This is a genomic window from Variovorax sp. J22P240 (genome assembly GCF_030316855.1).
Classification (GTDB): Bacteria; Pseudomonadota; Gammaproteobacteria; order Burkholderiales; family Burkholderiaceae_C; genus Variovorax.
In genome coordinates, this window is record NZ_JASZYR010000021.1 from 34,260 (window position 1) to 50,785 (window position 16,526).

The window sequence follows — 16,526 nt, forward strand, 5'->3', positions numbered from 1 at the left end:
GCCGCCCACGGCGCCACAAAATGTGCGTCACCGCACAACTGCCCGATGCCGTGAATCCCCGCGAGCCGTTGCGTTTGCAGTTCGACCTGTTCGAGTTGGACGAGGGGCAGGCGCGCTTGACGCGCGGTGGGCAAGCGCTAGCGCTGCCGCCGAAAGCGTTTGCCGTGCTGTGCGAACTGGCGCGCCAGCCTGATCAACTTGTCGGCAAGGAGGCGTTGCTCGACGCGGTGTGGGGCCACCAGTACGTTACCGATTCGGTGCTCAAGACCACGATCAGCGAGTTGCGGGCAGTGCTCGGCGATGATGCGAAGCAGCCGCGCTACATCGAGACCGCGGCGCGCCGTGGTTATCGCTTCATCGCCCGCGCCTTGCCCCTCGGCGCCGCACAGCAGCGGGTTGTCGCGGCAACGCAGGAACCCGGCCGACCCACGCCGACTTCAGCGCTGATCGGCCGCCAGGCGGCACGCAACTGGCTGCACGCTGCCTGGCGTGAGGCTCATGCCGGGCGGCGGCAGGTCGTCTGGCTCGCTGGCGAGGCTGGCATCGGCAAGACCACTTTGATTGAACACCTCATTGCCGAGCTTGTGCCGGACAGGGTCGCGTTGGGCCAATGCGTCGAACAGCATGGCGCGGGCGAGCCCTACCTGCCGCTGCTCGAAGCGCTGGGCACGTTGTGCCGCGCTGACGCCGCGCTGTCGGCGCTACTGCGCAGCGTGGCGCCGACCTGGCTGATGCAACTACCCTGGCTGAGCAACGAGGCCGAGCGAGAGACGCTGCGCCTGCAACTCGTCGGCACGGGCCAGGCCCGAATGCTGCGCGAGTTGGGCGAGTTGCTCGACCAGTACACGCAGCAGCGCCCACTGCTGCTGGTGACCGAAGACCTGCATTGGAGCGACCAGGCAACGCTGTGCGCAATCGACCACATTGCCCGCCGCCGTGGGCCGGCGCGGCTGATGTGGTTGGCCAGTTTTCGCCTGGCCGAAGCGATCGCCGAAGACCATCCGCTGAAGGCCTTGCGCCACGAACTGCTCCTGCACCGTCTGGCTCGGGAACTGTTGCTCGACCCGTTCTCCGAGCGCGACGTTGCTGACTGCATCGCGCGCCGTTGTCCCGGCCAGCCGGCTCCCGAGGCGCTCGCGCGCAGGCTGCACCAGTGCACCGACGGGCTGCCGCTGTTCGTCGTCAACGTCATCGACGAACTGGTCTCGCAGGGGATGCCGAACGATCCGGCCCGCGCAGCGTCGATCGAGCTACCGATACCCGAGAGCCTGGCCGGGGTGATCGAACGCCAGGTCGATCGGCTGGCGCCAGCCCAGCGGGATCTGTTGCAGGCTGCCAGTGTTTGCGGCGTCGAATTCAGCGCGACCACGGTCGCCGAGGCCCTACAGCGCGACGCCGAGCGGGTGGGCGAAATCTGCGACGACCTAGCCGGCGCTCATCAATGGTTGAATCAGGTTGCGCTGGAGCGCCGGTCCGACGGGTCGATGGAAGGGCGCTATGCCTTTCGCCACGCGCTGTACCGTCAGGTGGTCTACCAACGCATCGGGGCCCTGACGCGGGCGCAGCTGCACGGCCGCGTCGCCGCGTCGCTACAGCGCCGACGCGCCGCCGGCGGCCCCGTGATGGCCGCCGAGCTGGCGCTGCAGTTCGAACTTGGCCACGATGCCGAAGCTGCGATCGGCCACTACGCCGACGCCGCCGAGAGCGCCTTGCGGCATTTCGCGCCAACCGAAGCGATGCGCTTGACGACACACGCATTGACACTGCTGACGCAATGCCCCGATGGCGCAGCGCGCGACCGGCTGGAGATGGCGTTGCTCGGTCCGCGCGTGGCCGCGTCGCAGTTGCTGAACGTGACGGCACCGGAAGCGCTGGCCAACTATGAGCGGGTGCGCGCACTGCTTGCGTTGCATTCGCCCTGGCCTGACGCCACGAGCGGCATCGACATCGAACTTGGTTGGATCCATTTCACGGCCGGCGAGTATGACCGGGCGATCGCGATCGCCACGAGCACCCAGGCCCAGGCCGGACTGCAGGCCAACCCCGTGCGCCAAGTGGCCGCCTGCAATCTGCTCGGGACCACGCTGACCTACCGGGGCCAACTGAACGAAGGCAGGCAATGGCTGCAGCGGGGCATCGCTGGCGCCGAAGGCCTCGGCGACCGGCCCGCCAACGCGCTTGCCGTGGTCGACCTCGAGGTGTCGCTGCGCTGCCGGCTCGCCCAAGCCCTGTCGCACTCGGGATGCGTGGACGCGGCGCGGGCGCAGATCGACGCTGCTGGTGCGCGCGCTGCGCGGCTCGGGCCCTCCACGCGCCGCTTGGCCCTCATCTTCGGGGCGCTGTTGGAACTGCGCCTCGGCCATGCGGAAAGGGTGCGATCCCTGGCCGGGCAACTGCAGGCAATGGCCGACGAGCACGCGATGGCGCAGGCCGAGGGGCCGGCGCGCTGGTTGCGCGGCTGGGCCCTGGCCCAGCTTGGCGAGCCGGCGGCCGGCCACCAGTTGATCCTGGACGGCGACGACTACGACACCCGGCTCGGCCTTCAGCGTGGCCGTTCGGGCGTTCTCGGCCACGCGGCCGAAGCGCTGACGATCGCCGGGCAATGGGTCGAGGCGCAGACGCAGCTCGATCAAGCACTGGCCCTGGCCGAGAAGATGGGCGAGCGCATCTACATGCCGGACCTGCAGCTGCTGCAGGCGCGAATCGAGATCGGCCGCGGTCGGCCCGTGGAGGCACACGAGGCGATGCGTTCCGCCTGGCGCGAGGCGGCGCAGCAGCAAGCGACATGGCTGGAATTGAGCGCCCTCGTTGCGCTCGGGGAGGCCTGCGGCGCACGCTCCGCCGAGATCGAGGCGCTGGCCGCCGCTCGCGCGCGGCAGCGCGAGGGGGCGGGCTCGGTGCTGGTGGCCCGCGCCGATGCGTTGCTGGGTAGATGGTCCGGAACGTCGGGAGCTTGAAGCGAATGTCTGAGTCCGAGCCGGCGGGATGATCCGATAGCGGAGGTGAGCGTCGGCTCTGGAGCCAAGCAAAGCCGGCTCAAGCATGGCTTGCTAGTTTCCCTGCCATATGGGCGTGCGCCGAGCCACAAAAGCCTCCACGCCATGGTGAAAGTCGGCGCTTCCGTAGCACTGCCGGACCAGGTCATCGCCATCGGGCAGGTGCGCCGAGGCCAGGCGCCGCAGCCCTTCCTTCGCGACGCGCTGCGTCACCGGCGCGAGGGCCAGCAGTCGCTCGCAGAACGCGGCCAGCGAGGCATCCAATTCCGTCGCCGGGCAGATGTCGTGGAGGAAGCCGCTCGCGGCGGCCTGATCGGCATCGAGCACCTCCGCCAGCAGCAGCATCCGTTTGGCGACCGCTGGCCCGAAGGCCGCCTTGAGGCGCGCGAGATTGGCCATCGACAGGGTGTTGCCCAGCGTCCGCGCAATCGGAACGCCAAAGCGCGAAGCCGGCGTGCCGATCCGGAAATCGCAGGCGGCGGCGATCACGAGCCCGCCGCCCACCGCCCAGCCATCGATCGCCGCGACCGTCGGCATCGGCAGGCTTTCGATCAGGGCGATGCCCGCGTCGATGCGACGCTCGTACGCCACTCCGTCATCGCCACTCTGGAAATCCTGGAACTGCGCAATGTCGGTCCCGGCAACGAAGGCCTGCCCACCGGCGCCGCGGAAGGTGACCACACGCACGTCGCCACGGGCCGCCAGATCCGTGCAGATCTGCGCCAGCTGCTCGTACATCGTCCAAGTCATCGCGTTGCGCGCGGACGGCCGGTCGAAGGTGACCGACGCGACCGCGCCGCGGATGGTCAAGGTGACGCAGCCCTGCCCGTTCATGCGCCGAAGGCTCCGCTCGCCTGAAGTTCCCGGCGCTGCGCCAGATCGATGCCGAGTTCCTCGAGGATCTCCTGCGTGTGCTCGGCCAGCAGCGGGGGCGGACGTCGCACTTGCTGGGGCGTGCCGCGCAGCTTCACGGCAAAGCCGATGTTGGGAATGGTTCCTTCAACCGGGTGCTCAATCTCGATGCGCATCTGGCGGTGTACGCCGTGCTCGCTTTCAAAGGCCTGGGGATAGGTCAGGATGGGCCCGGCCGGAATGCCGGCCTCCAGCAGGTACTCGATCCACGCCTCGGCGCTGCGGGCTGCGAATGACTGCTCCAGCGATTCGACGAGCACGAGGCGATTGGCCAGCCGCAGTGCCACCGTCGCAAAGCGCGGGTCGTGCGCCAACTCCGGCCGCTCGATGACGGTGCAGAGCTTCTGCCACAGCTTCTGGTTGGTGGCGCCCATCACGAAGTACCGGTCCAATGCCTTCATGGCCTGGTAGGGCGCGCTCATGCGGTTGGACGTGCCCAGGGGTTCGGGCTGGCGCCCCGTGCCCCAGTATTCGGACACATCCCATACCGAAAACGCCATCGCGGAGTCGAACAGCGAAGCGTCGATGTACTGGCCCTGACCCGAAGCCTTCGCGCCGATATGGGCGGCCAGCACGGCGTAGGTGGCAAACAGCGCGCAACCGATGTCCGCCACCGGCACCCCGGCCTTGACCGGCGGGCCATCCGGATAGCCCGTCACGCTCATCACGCCCGACATGGCCTGGGCCATGAGATCGAATCCCGGACGGCTCGCCCACGGACCTGTTTGTCCGAAGCCGGAGATGCTCGCGTAGACCAACGCGGGGTTGAGCTTGCTGAGCGTTTCGTAGTCGATGCCAAGGCGCTTCATCACGCCCGGGCGATAGTTCTCCACCAGGATGTCCGCGTCCTTGACCATGCGATAGAGCACCTCGCGCCCCGCCGCGGTCTTGAGGTCCAGGGCAATGCTTCGCTTGTTGCGGTTCATGTTCAGAAAGCCCATGCTGTCTGAGCCCTTGAGCTTGAAGCCCATGGCGCCGCGGGTCTGGTCGCCGCCTTCAGGCGGCTCCACCTTCACGACGTCCGCTCCGAGATCGGCCAGCAGCATGCAGGCGTAGGGCCCTGCCATCACCTGGCTGATGTCCAGCACGCGGACACCGGCCAGCGGCAATGGACGGGAGGCGCCTTGGGCTGGTGAATTGGATTCGGTCTTCATGGGTTGTGTTTCCTGTCGTAAATCTGGGATGCGGGCTAGGAGGCTTCAGCTGTCGGCACGAACGCCGGCATCCTTGATGACCCTGGCCCACTTCGTGTTTTCGGAGACGATGAAGTCGGCGAACTTCTGGCTGCTGCCGCCGGCGTCTTCAGCGCCGAACTGTTCCAGCTTGTCCGCAACGTCCGGCTGCGCCAGGACCTGATTGATGTCCTCGTTCATGCGCCTGACCATGGCGGCGGGCATGCTCCTGGGTCCGGCAAGGCCGTACCACGAGGCCGCATCGAAGCCCGGAAAGCCTGAATCGGCCATCGTGGGCACATCGGGGTGGCTCTTGGCGCGCTTGAGCCGGGTCTGTGCGACGGCGATGACCTTGCCCTGCTTCACGTAGGGCGTGGCCGCCGTCATCGTGTCGAAGGCATAGTTGATCTGGCCGCCCAGAAGGTCGGTGACCATGGCGCTGGAACCCTTGTAGGGCACATGCACCGCCTGGATCTTGGCCGCCATTCGGAACATCTCGAAGGCCAGGTGCTGGGCCGAGCCTGTGCCGGACGATCCGAAGCTGATCTTCCCAGGCTGGCGACGGCACAGGTCGACGACGCCCGCGACCGTGCGCACCTGCTGTGTTTCATTGCAGGTCAGCATGTTGGGCGTGACACCTACCAGGGTGATCGGTGCGAAGTCCTGGCGCGGGTCGTATTTGACGTTCTGCATCAGCGCCGGCGCGATGGCGTGGCTGTTGACATGCGCCATCAGCAGAACCTTGCCGTCTCCAGGCTGCTTGGCCACGTACTCGGCCGCGATGACGCCGGTCGCGCCCGCCTTGTTCTCCACGATCACCTGCGTGTTCCACAGGACAGACAGCTTGTGGGCGATCGTTCGTGCCAACACATCGGTCCCGCCACCGGGCGCAAAGCCCACGATGATGCGAATCGGCCCGGAGGGCAGGTCCTGTGCCCGGACCCAGGGGGCTGCCAGTGAGGCGACGGCGGCGATTGCGAAGGTTCTGCGTTGCATGTGTCTGTCTCTTCGTTGTGAGACTCGACTATGGGCCGCGGGACCTCAGGGCGCCATCGCTAATCCGGCGATTCAGGATTCGCGTTTTGCGTATCCGCGAGAACCTGCAGCACGCTCTGCGCCGCCAGCGAAAGCATCGGCATCGGCCGATGGCAGAGCACGAAGTGGCGCACTGCCCATTCGCCCTCGATGGTCACCCGCGCGAAACGCGGCCCGCCCGCAATGGCGCGCGCCACAGCTTGCGGCATCACGCCAAGTCCCAAGCCTTGCGCGATCAGCGCCGCCATGCTGTCGAAGCCGCCCACCCGCATGGGCATGCGAAGTACCCGGCCCGCCTCTGCGGCCTGTCGCTCAAGGGCAATGGATACAGCTGAGCCCTCGCCCAGGCCGATCAAGTCCCAAGAAAGAATGTCGTCGATGCCCGCTTTGCGGCGTGTGGCCAGCGGATGACTGCGCGCCACGACCAGCACCAGGCGGTCGCTGCGGTAGGGCAAGGCCGGCAGGTCGATCGAGCCCAGGCTGGCCTCGTAGATCCCCACGTCCACCACACCGCGCGCCAGTGATTGCTGGACGATCTGGCTGTTCATCTCCTGCAGGTCGATGCGCACGTCCGGGCAGGCGATGCTGCAACGCTGAATGTCACGCGGCATGAACTGGATGACTGCCGACTTGGGTGCCGCCAGGCGGACCACGCCCTTCTCGCCATGACGGTACGCCGCTGCGTCGTCTTGCATGCGTACGACGGTGTGGGTCAGGTTGCGCGCATGGGCGAGCATGGTGCGCCCTGCATCGGTCAGCGCCATGCCGTGCGGCAGACGACGGAATAGTGGCAGTCCGAACTGCGCCTCGAATTCCTGGATCCGGCGAGACGCCGCAGCCGGTGCCAGATGCTCGCGCTCGGCCGCGCGCGTCACGCCGCCGAGTTCGGCGGTCGCGATGAACAGGCGCAGCGTCGTCATGTCCAGGTGAACCCTTGCGGGCACATCCGGATCGGGACGTCCAGGCTGCTCCGCGCTGCTCATAGTGGCTGGTTCATGGCGTGATTGTCCTGTATCAACGGCTCGTTATGCGTCACCGAAGCTCAGGCATGGCTTACTGGGAGCGGGAGAGGCAAACGGAAACTCGCGATCAACCACATCGTGCAGGCCCAGGAACGCCGCGCCACGACTTCAGAGCAATGGGTAGGGCTGATCGTCCGGCGTGCCCAGTGCCAAGTCGCGATAGAAGTCCCAGCCGCGCTCTCCGGCGTAGGTGCCGAAGTCCCGCTCGGCCAGGTAGCGCACGATGTCGAGGTGGTTGAGCCTGCAGGCGACCGGCTCCATGTCCAGCTGTGCCGTGCCGCGGATGTGCGACATGACGGATCGTGCCATCAGCATGAAGGCCCACGGCGCGGAACCGATGCCGTCCAGGCCCACGCCCGGGAAATAGAGGTCCGGCGCATCCAGGCTGCGGAAGATGCACGCGCAGCGCGAGGCCAGTTCGCCGACGGTGCGAATGCCTGCGATACGCGGCTCTTCGAAGTACGAAAGGTCGGTGTGGTAGCCCGTGCCCCACAGGAGAACGTCCACCGCGAGGCGCGTGCCGTCCGACAGCGTCACGTCTCGCCCCTCGATGGCCTCGACGCTGCCCGGATACCGCTCCAGCTCGCCAAAGCTGGCCAGCATGCGAGCGCGGCCAGGAATAAGCTGGTCTTGATGCACATCCAGCGGCCTTTCGGGCTGGATCGACTGGATGCCGAACTTTTCATAGCGGGCCAGCAGGTCGGCGCCGATCATCACGTTCTGCTGCGCGACGGTCATGCCGTTCACCTGCATCTTCGCGTAGGGGCGCACGCTGCCGGCGATGATCTTCGGCTTGCCGGTCGGGGTGAACCAGCGCAGGCCGCGGTACGCCCAGACGATCCGGCGCGCCTTGTACTCAAGGCACAGGTCCAGCAGATCGAAGGCCGAGGCGCCGCCGCCGACCACAAGCACCTCGCGACCGGTCAGTTCGGCCGGATCGCGCAGGGCGCTGGAATGCAGTTCCCGCACCGCGCTTTCGCGACGAAGCACATCGGGAATCGCAGGCTTGTTGTGGCCACCGGTGGCGGCCACCAGATGACGCGCGCGCACCGTGCCTTGTGGCGTATCGAGCTCCCAGCAGGTGCCGGTGTAACGCGCGCGAGACACCGGGCTGTCGAGCCGGATGCGATCGGCGAGGCCGAAGCGCTCGACCCATGCCTCGATGTTGGCGAGGATGTGCGGCTGCTTCGGGCCACCCAGCGGCAGATCGCCGATGGTCCAGTCGGCCGGGCTGATCTGGATGTCTTGCCACGCCGGAAGCTGGCGCCAGAGGCCGCCGACGCCGCCCTGCTTTTCGAGCAGCAGCACCTTGAGGCCCGACTGGCGCGCGTAGTGCAGGTGGATGACGCCGGCGACGCCTCCGCCAACGATGGCCAGATCGAGCAACGGGGTGGCTTGCATAGGTGCTCCTCCTCATTGCCGAAGGGCGCGGTGCACGGCGGGAGCTCGCCTGGCAGATGGGTGGGGCGATGATGCGCTTGATGCTCAGGGGGCGGCAATAGCGCGGCATGAGACCGACCATGCGCCGAGCACGTCCACCGGGAAATCGAACTGCTGTGGCCGAGCTTCGCTGAACCGCAGCGCTCTGACGACAAGCGAAAAGCCGGTGAAGGAGAAACCCTGGCGCGGCTTCGCAACGACCTGTTGGCAGCCCGCGGTTCAGAGGATGCTTGTCGCATCCAAGGAGACTTCGCCACCGTCCGCTTTCGGAGCGCCCAACTTTCATCGGCTCGAGCGGCGAGCTGACGCCGACAGGCAAGTCGATGTTGTATTCGAGCGGCCCACATTGCTTGTCGAATGCAGATCGTGAAGACCGAGAGGACGCGGATGGCGAGGTGTCTCCGCCAACCGGTGATCGGGTGCGACCTCGCCTTCAGATGCCCGCCCAGTGCCATCGCCATCGAGCACTGCACCGCTTCGTCAACCGCCGAATCCTGGACGCGGTGTCGATCAGCGAGCGCTCGGCCACGGTGGAAGATCGGGACGTCGCTCCAACGACGATGCATCTCTCCTCGACCAGCAGCGCCGCTGGAATGTCCTGCATCACCGACGCGCCAGCGCGTACAGGCCCACGTCCACGCGTCCGGCGCGAAAGCCCGCTTCGCAGTAGCACAGGTAGTACTCCCACAACCGCCGGAACGCCTCGTCGAAGCCCAGCGCCTCGATCGCCGGCCAGGCACGCAGAAAGCGGCGTCGCCACTCGACCAGCGTGATCGCATAGCTCTCGCCGAAGGTCAGCGCTGTCTCCATCGTCAATCCGGCCCGTTCGGCCTGCGCCTTCATCGCCGACGGCGACGGCAGCATGCCGCCCGGAAAGATGAAGCGCTGGATGAAGTCGGTGTGGGTCCGGTAGTGCTCGAAATGCGCATCGGCAATCGTGATCACCTGCACGATGGCCTGGCCGTCGGGCTTCAGTCGACCGCGCAGCGTGTCGAAGAAGGTGGGCCAGTAGCGCTCGCCCACGGCCTCGAGCATCTCGATGGAGACGATGCGGTCGTAGCTGCCCTGCACGTCGCGGTAGTCCTGCAGGCGCAGGTCGATCTGTGCTTCCAGCCGCAGGTCGGCCACGCGCTGCCGCGCATGCGCGAGCTGCTCGGCCGACAAGGTCAGGCCGATCACGCGCGTGCCGTGGGCACCGGCCAGGGCCAGCGCCAGCGCGCCCCAACCGCAGCCGATCTCCAGCACCGACATGGGCGCTTTCAGGTCGAGGAGTTCCACAATGCGCTGCAGCTTGAGTGCCTGCGCTTCCTCGAGCGACTCGTTGCCGGTGGCATGGAGGGCACTCGAATAGATCAGTTCGGGATCCAGCCATTGGGCGTAGAACTCGTTGCCCAGGTCGTAGTGGAAGGCGATGTTCTCGCGGCTTCCGCGTCGGGAATTGCGGTTCGCGAAGTGAAAGAGTCGGCCGAGCCAGCGAACCGGCCACGAGGCGTCGAGCGCGCGGCCCCAGCCGGATTCGTTGCGGATACCGAATTCGAGCAGTGCGGGCAGATCGGGGCTCGACCAGTCGCCGTCGCGGTAGGACGCGGCCAGGCCGGTGTCGCCCTCCAGCAGCATCCGCGCCAGCGGGCGCCAGCAATGCAGGACGATCGAGGCCTGCGGGCCCGCGAGCGCGCCACGGCCCTCGGCGCGCTCGCCGTCCGGTAGCTCGACCACGAGGGTTCCGCACTGGATTCCGCGCAGCACGCGCTGGAGCAAGCGGCGAAACGGCCAGCCCGCCCATGACGCGCAGAGGACGGTCACCCTGCGGCCGGGACGACCGGCCGGCAACAACGGCTGCGACGATGCGTTGGAGGTTGAAGAACTGTTCATGGATTCTTGCGCTTGATGATCGTCATCGCGTCCAGCGGCGGGGGCGGTCGCGGATGCAGACGCACGCCCTTGACCCACAGGCGCAAGGCCTCCCAATGGATCGCGACCACCACCTTCAGCGTGAGCAGCGGATGCGACATGAAGGCGAGCGCCAGCGCCTTGTCGTCCAGCACGCGGCGCCGAGCGTCGAAGCAAGCGATGAGCACCGGGCCGTCGGCATCGCTGGCGGTGATCGAGATGCGCAATACACCCCGGTCGGGGTGCGGCGCATCGATGCCAAAACGGTAAGTCATGTCGAGCGCGAGAAAGGGGGACACGTGGAAGCCCTTGGCACAGGACTGCACGATGGTTTCGCCCTCGTGCATGGCCGGGTCGACCGCGATCAGGTAGCTGTGCCGCTCGCCGAAGGTGTTGTTGACTTCATAGAGCAGGGCCTGCAGCGGGCCGTCGGGACGGTGGCAAAAGTAGACGCTCAGCGGATTGAAGACATGCCCGAGGATGCGCGGCATGCTGAGGAGGCGGATGGCACCGCCTGTTGCGAGCCCCGCTGCGTGCAGTTGCGCATCCACATGGCTGCGCAGGCCCCGCTCCAGGCCGGCGCCGTGGTCGCGTTCATGCAGGCTGAAGAGGTTGAAGCGGTTGAGCGAGAACAGCCGCAGCCGCCGCGCGAGGGCGGGCAGTTCGTCGAGATCGACCAGCAGCGAGAACACCCGGTAGCGCAGCCGATGGCGGGCCGGCCGCAGCCGCTGGTGCATCACGCTACCGCTGTAGAGGGCCGAGTTCTTGCTCATGAAACCATCGCCACCGGCGCATGCAGGCGGATGCGGCCCGATTCATTCGCCACGCGCCAGGGCCGCCGCACGCCGCCGAGCGCCTCGGCCACCGCCAATCCGGCCTGCAGGCCGTCTTCATGGAAGCCCGAGCCGAAATAGGCACCGCAGAACCAGATTCGCCGCCGACCCTGCAGCGACCAGAGTTCCTGCTGGGCCCGGATGGCAGCGACATCGAAGATCGGATGCTCGTAGATCTCGGTGCGGATGAGTTGCTCGGCGTGCGGCGCGTGTGTGGGGTTGAGCGTCAGGAAGAGCGGTGCGGGGTCCGGCAGGCGCTGCAGGCGGTTCATCCAGTAGCTCACGCACAGCGCGTCCTGGCTGCGGCGATTCGCCATGTAGTTCCAGCTCGACCACACCGCGCGGCGCCGCGGCATCAGCGTCGGGTCGCGGTGCAGCACGGCATGGTTGCGGCTGTACGCGAACGCGCCCAGCAGTCGCGCTTCGTCCACGCTGGCGTCGGGCAGCAGGCGCAGAGCCTGGTCGGCATGGGTGGCGATCACCACCTGGTCGAAGCACTGGGGCTGCTCGCCCCGTCCCGTGCGCACGAGCACGCCGTCGGCACCCGCGCGGACCTCGACGGCGGCGCAGTCGAGCCGCAAAGGCTGCGCGAGGCCGCGGATCAGGCGCTCGACGTACCGGCGGCTGCCTCCCTTGACCGTGCGCCAGGCCGGACGCCCGGAAAGCTGCAGAAGCTGGTGGTTCTCGCAGAAGCGCACGAAAGCCTCAGTCGGGTAGGCCCCGACGTGCGCAGCCGGAGTCGACCAGATGGCGGACGCCATGGGATACAGATGGTCTTCGCGGAACGCACGGCCGTAACCGCGCCGGTCCAGATAGGCGTCCAGCGGCATCAGCCCCATGCGTTCGGCGTCGACCGGCGCCTGGCGATAGAACCGGACCAGGTCGCGCAACATCGACCAGAAGCGCGGCTTCAGCAGATTGCCCGGTTGCGCGAAGAGGCCCCGCAGATCGGTGCCGCTGTATTCCAGCGCGCCCTGGTCCAGGCTGACCGCGAAGGACATGTCGGAGGCCTCGGTCTCGACGCCGAGATGTGCAAACAGCGCCGTGAGGTTTGGGTATGCGGCCTCGTTGTAGACGATGAAGCCGGTGTCGACCGGAAAAGCGCCGGCAGCAGCCGGCACGTCCACCGTGTTGCTGTGGCCGCCGGGCCGGCCGTCGGACTCGAAGACGGTGACGCGATGGCGCGCCGACAACAGCCACGCCGCCGACAACCCCGAGATGCCGCTGCCGATGACTGCAACGTCGAGCGTGCCGCGGCCATCGGGGGATCGCGGCGGCGACGGGTGTTTCGGCGAGAAGATGGGGGCGATGGCCATGGTGCTCCTTCTACGCGGCTGATGCGCGTTTGGATTTGCTCACATTTCGCTGTGATCCAATTTGTGCGGCGGTGCGTAAGACCCCGCATGACCACCGTCTGACAGCCATTGACGGAGAGCGGCCTACCCGCAGGCCAAGCTGTTCCTGCTGCGCATCGGCACCGGCACCGACATGAAGCTGGCATGGCATACCCACAGCGAAACGGAACTCACCCAGGTGCTGCACGGTTCCTTCCACGACGGGCGTACGCTGTTTGGGACCGGCGATTTCGACCAGGCCGACGGCGGCATCCACCATCAGCCGGTGGTGCAGGCAGACAGCGAATGCATCTGCCTGGCCTCGATCGAAGGCCGCATGCTGTTCGACGGCGCCGTGGCGCGCACCCTGGGCGTTGATCGGCATGTGAGGGCTGACCCTCAGTGCCCCCGCGCGCCGAAAGCCAGGGTGATCCGGCATGCCGCCGCCGCCGAGACCGCGGTGACCAAACTGCCCCAGCACAGATCGGCCAGCGTGATGCGCCAAGGCCAGCCCTTGAGCGTGGCCTGGTTGGTGAGATCGTAGGTCGCATAGGCCAGCAGTCCCAGCAGTGCGCCCATGCCAAGCGCGGATTGCCATCGCCGCTCGGCCAGCGCGGGTGCAATGACGAAGACGACAACGCCGGCGACGTAGATCACGTAGAAAGCCAGGGCCGGCCCGAAGGCGAAGCGATCGCGCATCAGGTGTCCGATGGCCGGGCGGTAGAGCCGCTCGGCCATGGTGGCGAGCCAGATGGCGTCGAGCGCCAGGAAGACCACCGCCATGGCGGCATAGGCGACGGCGAACTGGCGAATGGTCATGAAGGCTCCTGTTGGGAACGTCGCGGGCTGGGTGGCTTGCACGGCGATACGAAGCGGCGAGGACAACGCGGTGATCGCCGATCGGCGTGCCGTCCAGGGAGACGCGGAAGTTCCATTCGCTCGTGGCCGCCGCGGCCGCCTGCAGCACCTTGATTCCGCACAGCGCCGGGGCTCGACACCACTGCGGCATGTGCCTCATCGTCGGCTCCTGCGCGGCGGGCCGGGCACGAAGGCGTTGGTTCGCGCGATGTAGTCACGGTACGCGGGGCGGCGTTCGCCGATGTTCTCTTCGAGCAGGCCGACGCCCGAGACCTTGATCAGCAGCAGGGTCATCAGCGCGGGCGACACGACGCTCCAAGCGGCGGTCCAGCCCGCGCCCGCCATGGCCATGAGCCACAGGCCCCACCAGACGCAGGCTTCGCCGAAGTAGTTGGGATGTCGGGTGAAGCGCCAGAGTCCACGGTCCATCACCTGGCCGGCGTGGGCGGGATCGGACTTGAAGCGCGACAGCTGGGCGTCGCCAATCGCCTCGAAGACGATGCCTGAAACCGCGACCGACATGCCGGCATCGTCGACCCAGTTCCACGCGCGGCCTCCGGCAATGCCGGCAAGGAGCGGCGCGGACACGATCCACGCGAGCAGCGCCTGCAGGCCGAAGACCAGGTAGAGGCTCTTCAGACCAAAGTGCGGTGCGTTGCGCCCGCGCATCTTGCGGTAGCGCCGGTCTTCGCCATGGCCGCGGTTGCGCTGCGTGATGAAGATGCCCAGTCGCAGCGCCCATGCGAACCCCAGCGCGGCCATGCAAAGGCCGCGCGCGTCGGCCGCCGGCCATCGCAGCGCATACAGCAGGCCGGCTCCGCCGATCAGTGCGGGCCATACCCTGTCCGCGAGGCTGGCGTCTTGCCGGGCCAGGCTGGCGACCCATGTCAGCAGGCCGAGCGACGTGCACCACGCAAGGCCTTCGAGCGCCATCCGCATCAGCGCCGGCATGACGCACCTGCTGACCAGCGCCGGTCGCAAGGCCCAGCGCGCAGACGATGCCCCACAGGGGGGCGCAGCCAGCGAGCGACGCCGGCGAAGGCGCGTTGCCAGTTGCGCAGGTGTTCGAACATCTCGACCGAGACGACGCGGTCGAAGCGATCCGCGGTGTCGAAGCCGTTGATGTCGCAGGTGACCACGCGAACATTGGTCAGGCCGCGGCGGCCAAGCTCGGCCTCGGTGTGTTCACGCTGCGAGGCCGAGTTCGACAGCGCCGTGATCCTGCTTCCTGGGTAGCGCTTCGCCATCCACAAGGTCAGCGAGCCCCAGCCGCCGAGTTCAAGCACGTTCTGGCCATCGACAAGACCGGCGCGCTCGCACGTCAGTTCCAGTGCTGCGACTTCGGACTGCGCCAGCGTCGTGGCGTGTTCCGGCCAATAGCGGCTGCTGTACTTGCGCTGCGGGCCAAGCACGCCGCCGAAGAACGCGGCCGGTACCTCGTAGTGCTGCTCGTTGGCCTTGGTCGGCAGGGGCGCCAGTTCGGCGCTGCGCATGCGGTCGACGAATTCCTGCGTGGCGTCGGCGTTGCTGGTCGGATCGCCGCTTCGCAGTTCGGACAACCGGTGCTTCACCAGGCGACGAATGCCCCGCCTGACGATCGCGTCGGGCACCAGGCCGCGTTCGACCCATTGGATCGCGCGGGCCGCGTTTGCTGACATGTTGCGTCCTTTGCATCGACACGGGAGATGTGCCGCCGGCAGATATACGGGCTCGCGCAGCGCTTGGATCTGTGCCGAGCGAAAACCGATGGGCGGGTTGCATGGGCAGCACTACTCTTTGATGTTCGGAATTCGATCTCGGTAGCGCTCCTCAGCGCTCGCGCGCCACGCCCGCCACTCGGCAGGTATGCAGGCAGATCGCAACCTTCAGGCTTTCACCGCGCGTCGCGCCAAGGGACTGCTGCAGGCCCAACATGCGCATCCCAAGTCCTTCCTCACATTTCAAAGGCGATGGCGCTCGGCGCCAAGGTCGTCACGGCCGGTGCAATGAACCGCGCCGCTGGCGTGCGCAGCGATTGACCCTACGTCCCAGTGCGACTCGTCTCACCGCATTGAGGCTCGAACACTTCCCTGCTATGGTTTGTTCATGGCCTACCCCCATCTTCCGTACTCGGGCGTCGTGTCGACAAGCCTGCCTTCCATTGATGAAGTACAAAGCTCTGCAAGGTGGGACATGACGTGTTCGTCGGATTTTCAGCATGGCACGACCTCGATCGTCTGGAGGCGCATCAGTCAAGGCGTATCTGCCTTTCTTGTTTGACGCGGTAGGCCACGCGTCTTGCCTTCCCGCCTACCGTTTCGACTCCCGAACTGCTTCTTTTCAAGCCGGTCCTTTTCGGCGGCATGGGGATGCTCGTGCCAAGGAGCCACAAAGCGATTCCGCCACAGAGACGCTTTCCCACGCTGGTGCGTGGCGAGGCGCCCAGGGCTCTCGTTGAGGCCCTCCACAGGCTGTTCAGTACCGCCAAACTTTCGTCCGTTACTAGCCGGCGAGGAGAACCCGCATGCCGACAGTTTTCTTGCCATCGACCCCCTTCACGTGGGCGCCGTTCGCCCAGTACGAACGCCTTAACTGGTTCCTGTTCGAATCCTTCGAGCGTGAGCGAAGGCTCAACCTCAGGGCGCTGTATGCGACGCCGCCTCTTGCAGCTATGACGCTGATGTGCGCGATGCATCCATTTTTCTTCTTTCCGCTGGCATGCGCGGCCACCTCAGCAAGAAGAGGGTGATCCACGATATGGGAAGGCAAAGCGCATTTGCAGTGATGCGTCCACAAGCGCACGGCACCTCGCGTGCCGCTCGCGTCCCAGGTCTTGCATCGTGGAGAGCCGACCGTTTGCACACCACCTCAACCCGCGTCGTTCACAGCGGAACAATGGCGAAATGCGAATGGCTCCATGAGTGGCCGTTCGATCGGCGCAGCCTAGGGACCGGTATGCCCGGCTTCGGTCGCAGCGGCAGGTTCAATCTGGCAAGAAGCATGAGGCCATTGCTTGCCTATGGATTGCACACTGGCCTAGACTAGCCGCATGACC

The 16,526-nt window shown here is 66.8% G+C and carries 14 protein-coding genes; 2 read left to right on the forward strand and 12 right to left on the reverse strand.

What is annotated here, in order from left to right:
- Positions 1-20: 20 nt before the first annotated feature.
- On the forward strand, positions 21-2,957 hold the full coding sequence (locus QTI24_RS28835; protein ID WP_286605170.1) for an AAA family ATPase: 2,937 nt from the start codon (positions 21-23) through the stop codon (positions 2,955-2,957).
- Positions 2,958-3,050: 93 nt separating this feature from the next.
- On the opposite strand, the gene QTI24_RS28840 is transcribed toward QTI24_RS28835, so the two are convergent.
- The 12 genes from QTI24_RS28840 to QTI24_RS28895 form a co-directional block, all read right to left on the reverse strand.
- Positions 3,051-3,830 (reverse strand): enoyl-CoA hydratase/isomerase family protein, encoded by a 780-nt coding sequence (locus tag QTI24_RS28840; protein ID WP_286605172.1) that lies wholly within the window; start codon positions 3,828-3,830, stop codon positions 3,051-3,053.
- Positions 3,827-5,062 carry a CaiB/BaiF CoA transferase family protein gene (locus QTI24_RS28845; RefSeq protein WP_286605174.1) on the reverse strand — a complete coding sequence of 412 codons (1,236 nt, stop codon included), beginning with the start codon at positions 5,060-5,062 and terminating at the stop codon, positions 3,827-3,829. Before QTI24_RS28845 ends, QTI24_RS28840 begins: the two co-directional genes overlap by 4 nt.
- Positions 5,063-5,107: 45 nt before the next feature.
- The gene (locus tag QTI24_RS28850; protein ID WP_286605176.1) at positions 5,108-6,076 is read right to left on the reverse strand and encodes a Bug family tripartite tricarboxylate transporter substrate binding protein; all 969 of its coding nucleotides are present in this window, start codon (positions 6,074-6,076) and stop codon (positions 5,108-5,110) included.
- A 59-nt stretch (positions 6,077-6,135) separates the two neighbouring features.
- The gene (locus QTI24_RS28855) at positions 6,136-7,035 is read right to left on the reverse strand and encodes a LysR family transcriptional regulator (RefSeq protein WP_286605178.1); all 900 of its coding nucleotides are present in this window, start codon (positions 7,033-7,035) and stop codon (positions 6,136-6,138) included.
- Positions 7,036-7,245: 210 nt separating this feature from the next.
- Positions 7,246-8,538, reverse strand: coding sequence for a flavin-containing monooxygenase (locus QTI24_RS28860; protein ID WP_286605179.1), 1,293 nt, complete (start codon positions 8,536-8,538; stop codon positions 7,246-7,248).
- A gap of 642 nt (positions 8,539-9,180) precedes the next feature.
- The gene (locus QTI24_RS28865; protein ID WP_286605181.1) at positions 9,181-10,449 is read right to left on the reverse strand and encodes an SAM-dependent methyltransferase; all 1,269 of its coding nucleotides are present in this window, start codon (positions 10,447-10,449) and stop codon (positions 9,181-9,183) included.
- On the reverse strand, positions 10,446-11,240 hold the full coding sequence (locus QTI24_RS28870) for a DUF1365 domain-containing protein (protein WP_286605182.1): 795 nt from the start codon (positions 11,238-11,240) through the stop codon (positions 10,446-10,448). Before QTI24_RS28870 ends, QTI24_RS28865 begins: the two co-directional genes overlap by 4 nt.
- On the reverse strand, positions 11,237-12,616 hold the full coding sequence (locus QTI24_RS28875) for an NAD(P)/FAD-dependent oxidoreductase (RefSeq protein WP_286605183.1): 1,380 nt from the start codon (positions 12,614-12,616) through the stop codon (positions 11,237-11,239). Before QTI24_RS28875 ends, QTI24_RS28870 begins: the two co-directional genes overlap by 4 nt.
- Positions 12,617-12,626: 10 nt before the next feature.
- Positions 12,627-13,019 carry a hypothetical protein gene (locus tag QTI24_RS31665; protein ID WP_503011327.1) on the reverse strand — a complete coding sequence of 131 codons (393 nt, stop codon included), beginning with the start codon at positions 13,017-13,019 and terminating at the stop codon, positions 12,627-12,629.
- Positions 13,020-13,033: 14 nt separating this feature from the next.
- A complete protein-coding gene (locus QTI24_RS28885; protein ID WP_286605184.1) occupies positions 13,034-13,453 on the reverse strand; it encodes a DUF2177 family protein in 420 nt (139 codons plus the stop codon).
- A gap of 195 nt (positions 13,454-13,648) precedes the next feature.
- The gene (locus tag QTI24_RS28890) at positions 13,649-14,443 is read right to left on the reverse strand and encodes a DUF1295 domain-containing protein (RefSeq protein ID WP_286605186.1); all 795 of its coding nucleotides are present in this window, start codon (positions 14,441-14,443) and stop codon (positions 13,649-13,651) included.
- Positions 14,431-15,150 carry an SAM-dependent methyltransferase gene (locus QTI24_RS28895; protein WP_286605187.1) on the reverse strand — a complete coding sequence of 240 codons (720 nt, stop codon included), beginning with the start codon at positions 15,148-15,150 and terminating at the stop codon, positions 14,431-14,433. Before QTI24_RS28895 ends, QTI24_RS28890 begins: the two co-directional genes overlap by 13 nt.
- A gap of 845 nt (positions 15,151-15,995) precedes the next feature.
- Here QTI24_RS28895 and QTI24_RS28900 point away from each other — a divergent pair.
- Positions 15,996-16,220 carry a hypothetical protein gene (locus QTI24_RS28900; protein ID WP_286605188.1) on the forward strand — a complete coding sequence of 75 codons (225 nt, stop codon included), beginning with the start codon at positions 15,996-15,998 and terminating at the stop codon, positions 16,218-16,220.
- Positions 16,221-16,526: the final 306 nt, after the last annotated feature.

Excerpts from the sequence above, each read along its gene's own strand:
- QTI24_RS28885 (WP_286605184.1), bottom strand. The coding sequence starts at position 13,453 with ATGACCATTCGCCAGTTCGCCGTCGCCTATGCCGCCATGGCGGTGGTC.
- QTI24_RS28860 (WP_286605179.1), bottom strand. The coding sequence starts at position 8,538 with ATGCAAGCCACCCCGTTGCTCGATCTGGCCATCGTTGGCGGAGGCGTC.
- QTI24_RS28865 (WP_286605181.1), bottom strand. The coding sequence starts at position 10,449 with ATGAACAGTTCTTCAACCTCCAACGCATCGTCGCAGCCGTTGTTGCCG.
- QTI24_RS28845 (WP_286605174.1), bottom strand. The coding sequence starts at position 5,062 with ATGAAGACCGAATCCAATTCACCAGCCCAAGGCGCCTCCCGTCCATTG.
- QTI24_RS28855 (WP_286605178.1), bottom strand. The coding sequence starts at position 7,035 with ATGACGACGCTGCGCCTGTTCATCGCGACCGCCGAACTCGGCGGCGTG.
- QTI24_RS28840 (WP_286605172.1), bottom strand. The coding sequence starts at position 3,830 with ATGAACGGGCAGGGCTGCGTCACCTTGACCATCCGCGGCGCGGTCGCG.
- QTI24_RS28835 (WP_286605170.1), top strand. The coding sequence starts at position 21 with ATGTGCGTCACCGCACAACTGCCCGATGCCGTGAATCCCCGCGAGCCG.
- QTI24_RS28870 (WP_286605182.1), bottom strand. The coding sequence starts at position 11,240 with ATGAGCAAGAACTCGGCCCTCTACAGCGGTAGCGTGATGCACCAGCGG.
- QTI24_RS28875 (WP_286605183.1), bottom strand. The coding sequence starts at position 12,616 with ATGGCCATCGCCCCCATCTTCTCGCCGAAACACCCGTCGCCGCCGCGA.
- QTI24_RS31665 (WP_503011327.1), bottom strand. The coding sequence starts at position 13,019 with ATGCCGATCAACGCCCAGGGTGCGCGCCACGGCGCCGTCGAACAGCAT.
- QTI24_RS28890 (WP_286605186.1), bottom strand. The coding sequence starts at position 14,443 with ATGCCGGCGCTGATGCGGATGGCGCTCGAAGGCCTTGCGTGGTGCACG.
- QTI24_RS28895 (WP_286605187.1), bottom strand. The coding sequence starts at position 15,150 with ATGTCAGCAAACGCGGCCCGCGCGATCCAATGGGTCGAACGCGGCCTG.
- QTI24_RS28850 (WP_286605176.1), bottom strand. The coding sequence starts at position 6,076 with ATGCAACGCAGAACCTTCGCAATCGCCGCCGTCGCCTCACTGGCAGCC.
- QTI24_RS28900 (WP_286605188.1), top strand. The coding sequence starts at position 15,996 with ATGCCGACAGTTTTCTTGCCATCGACCCCCTTCACGTGGGCGCCGTTC.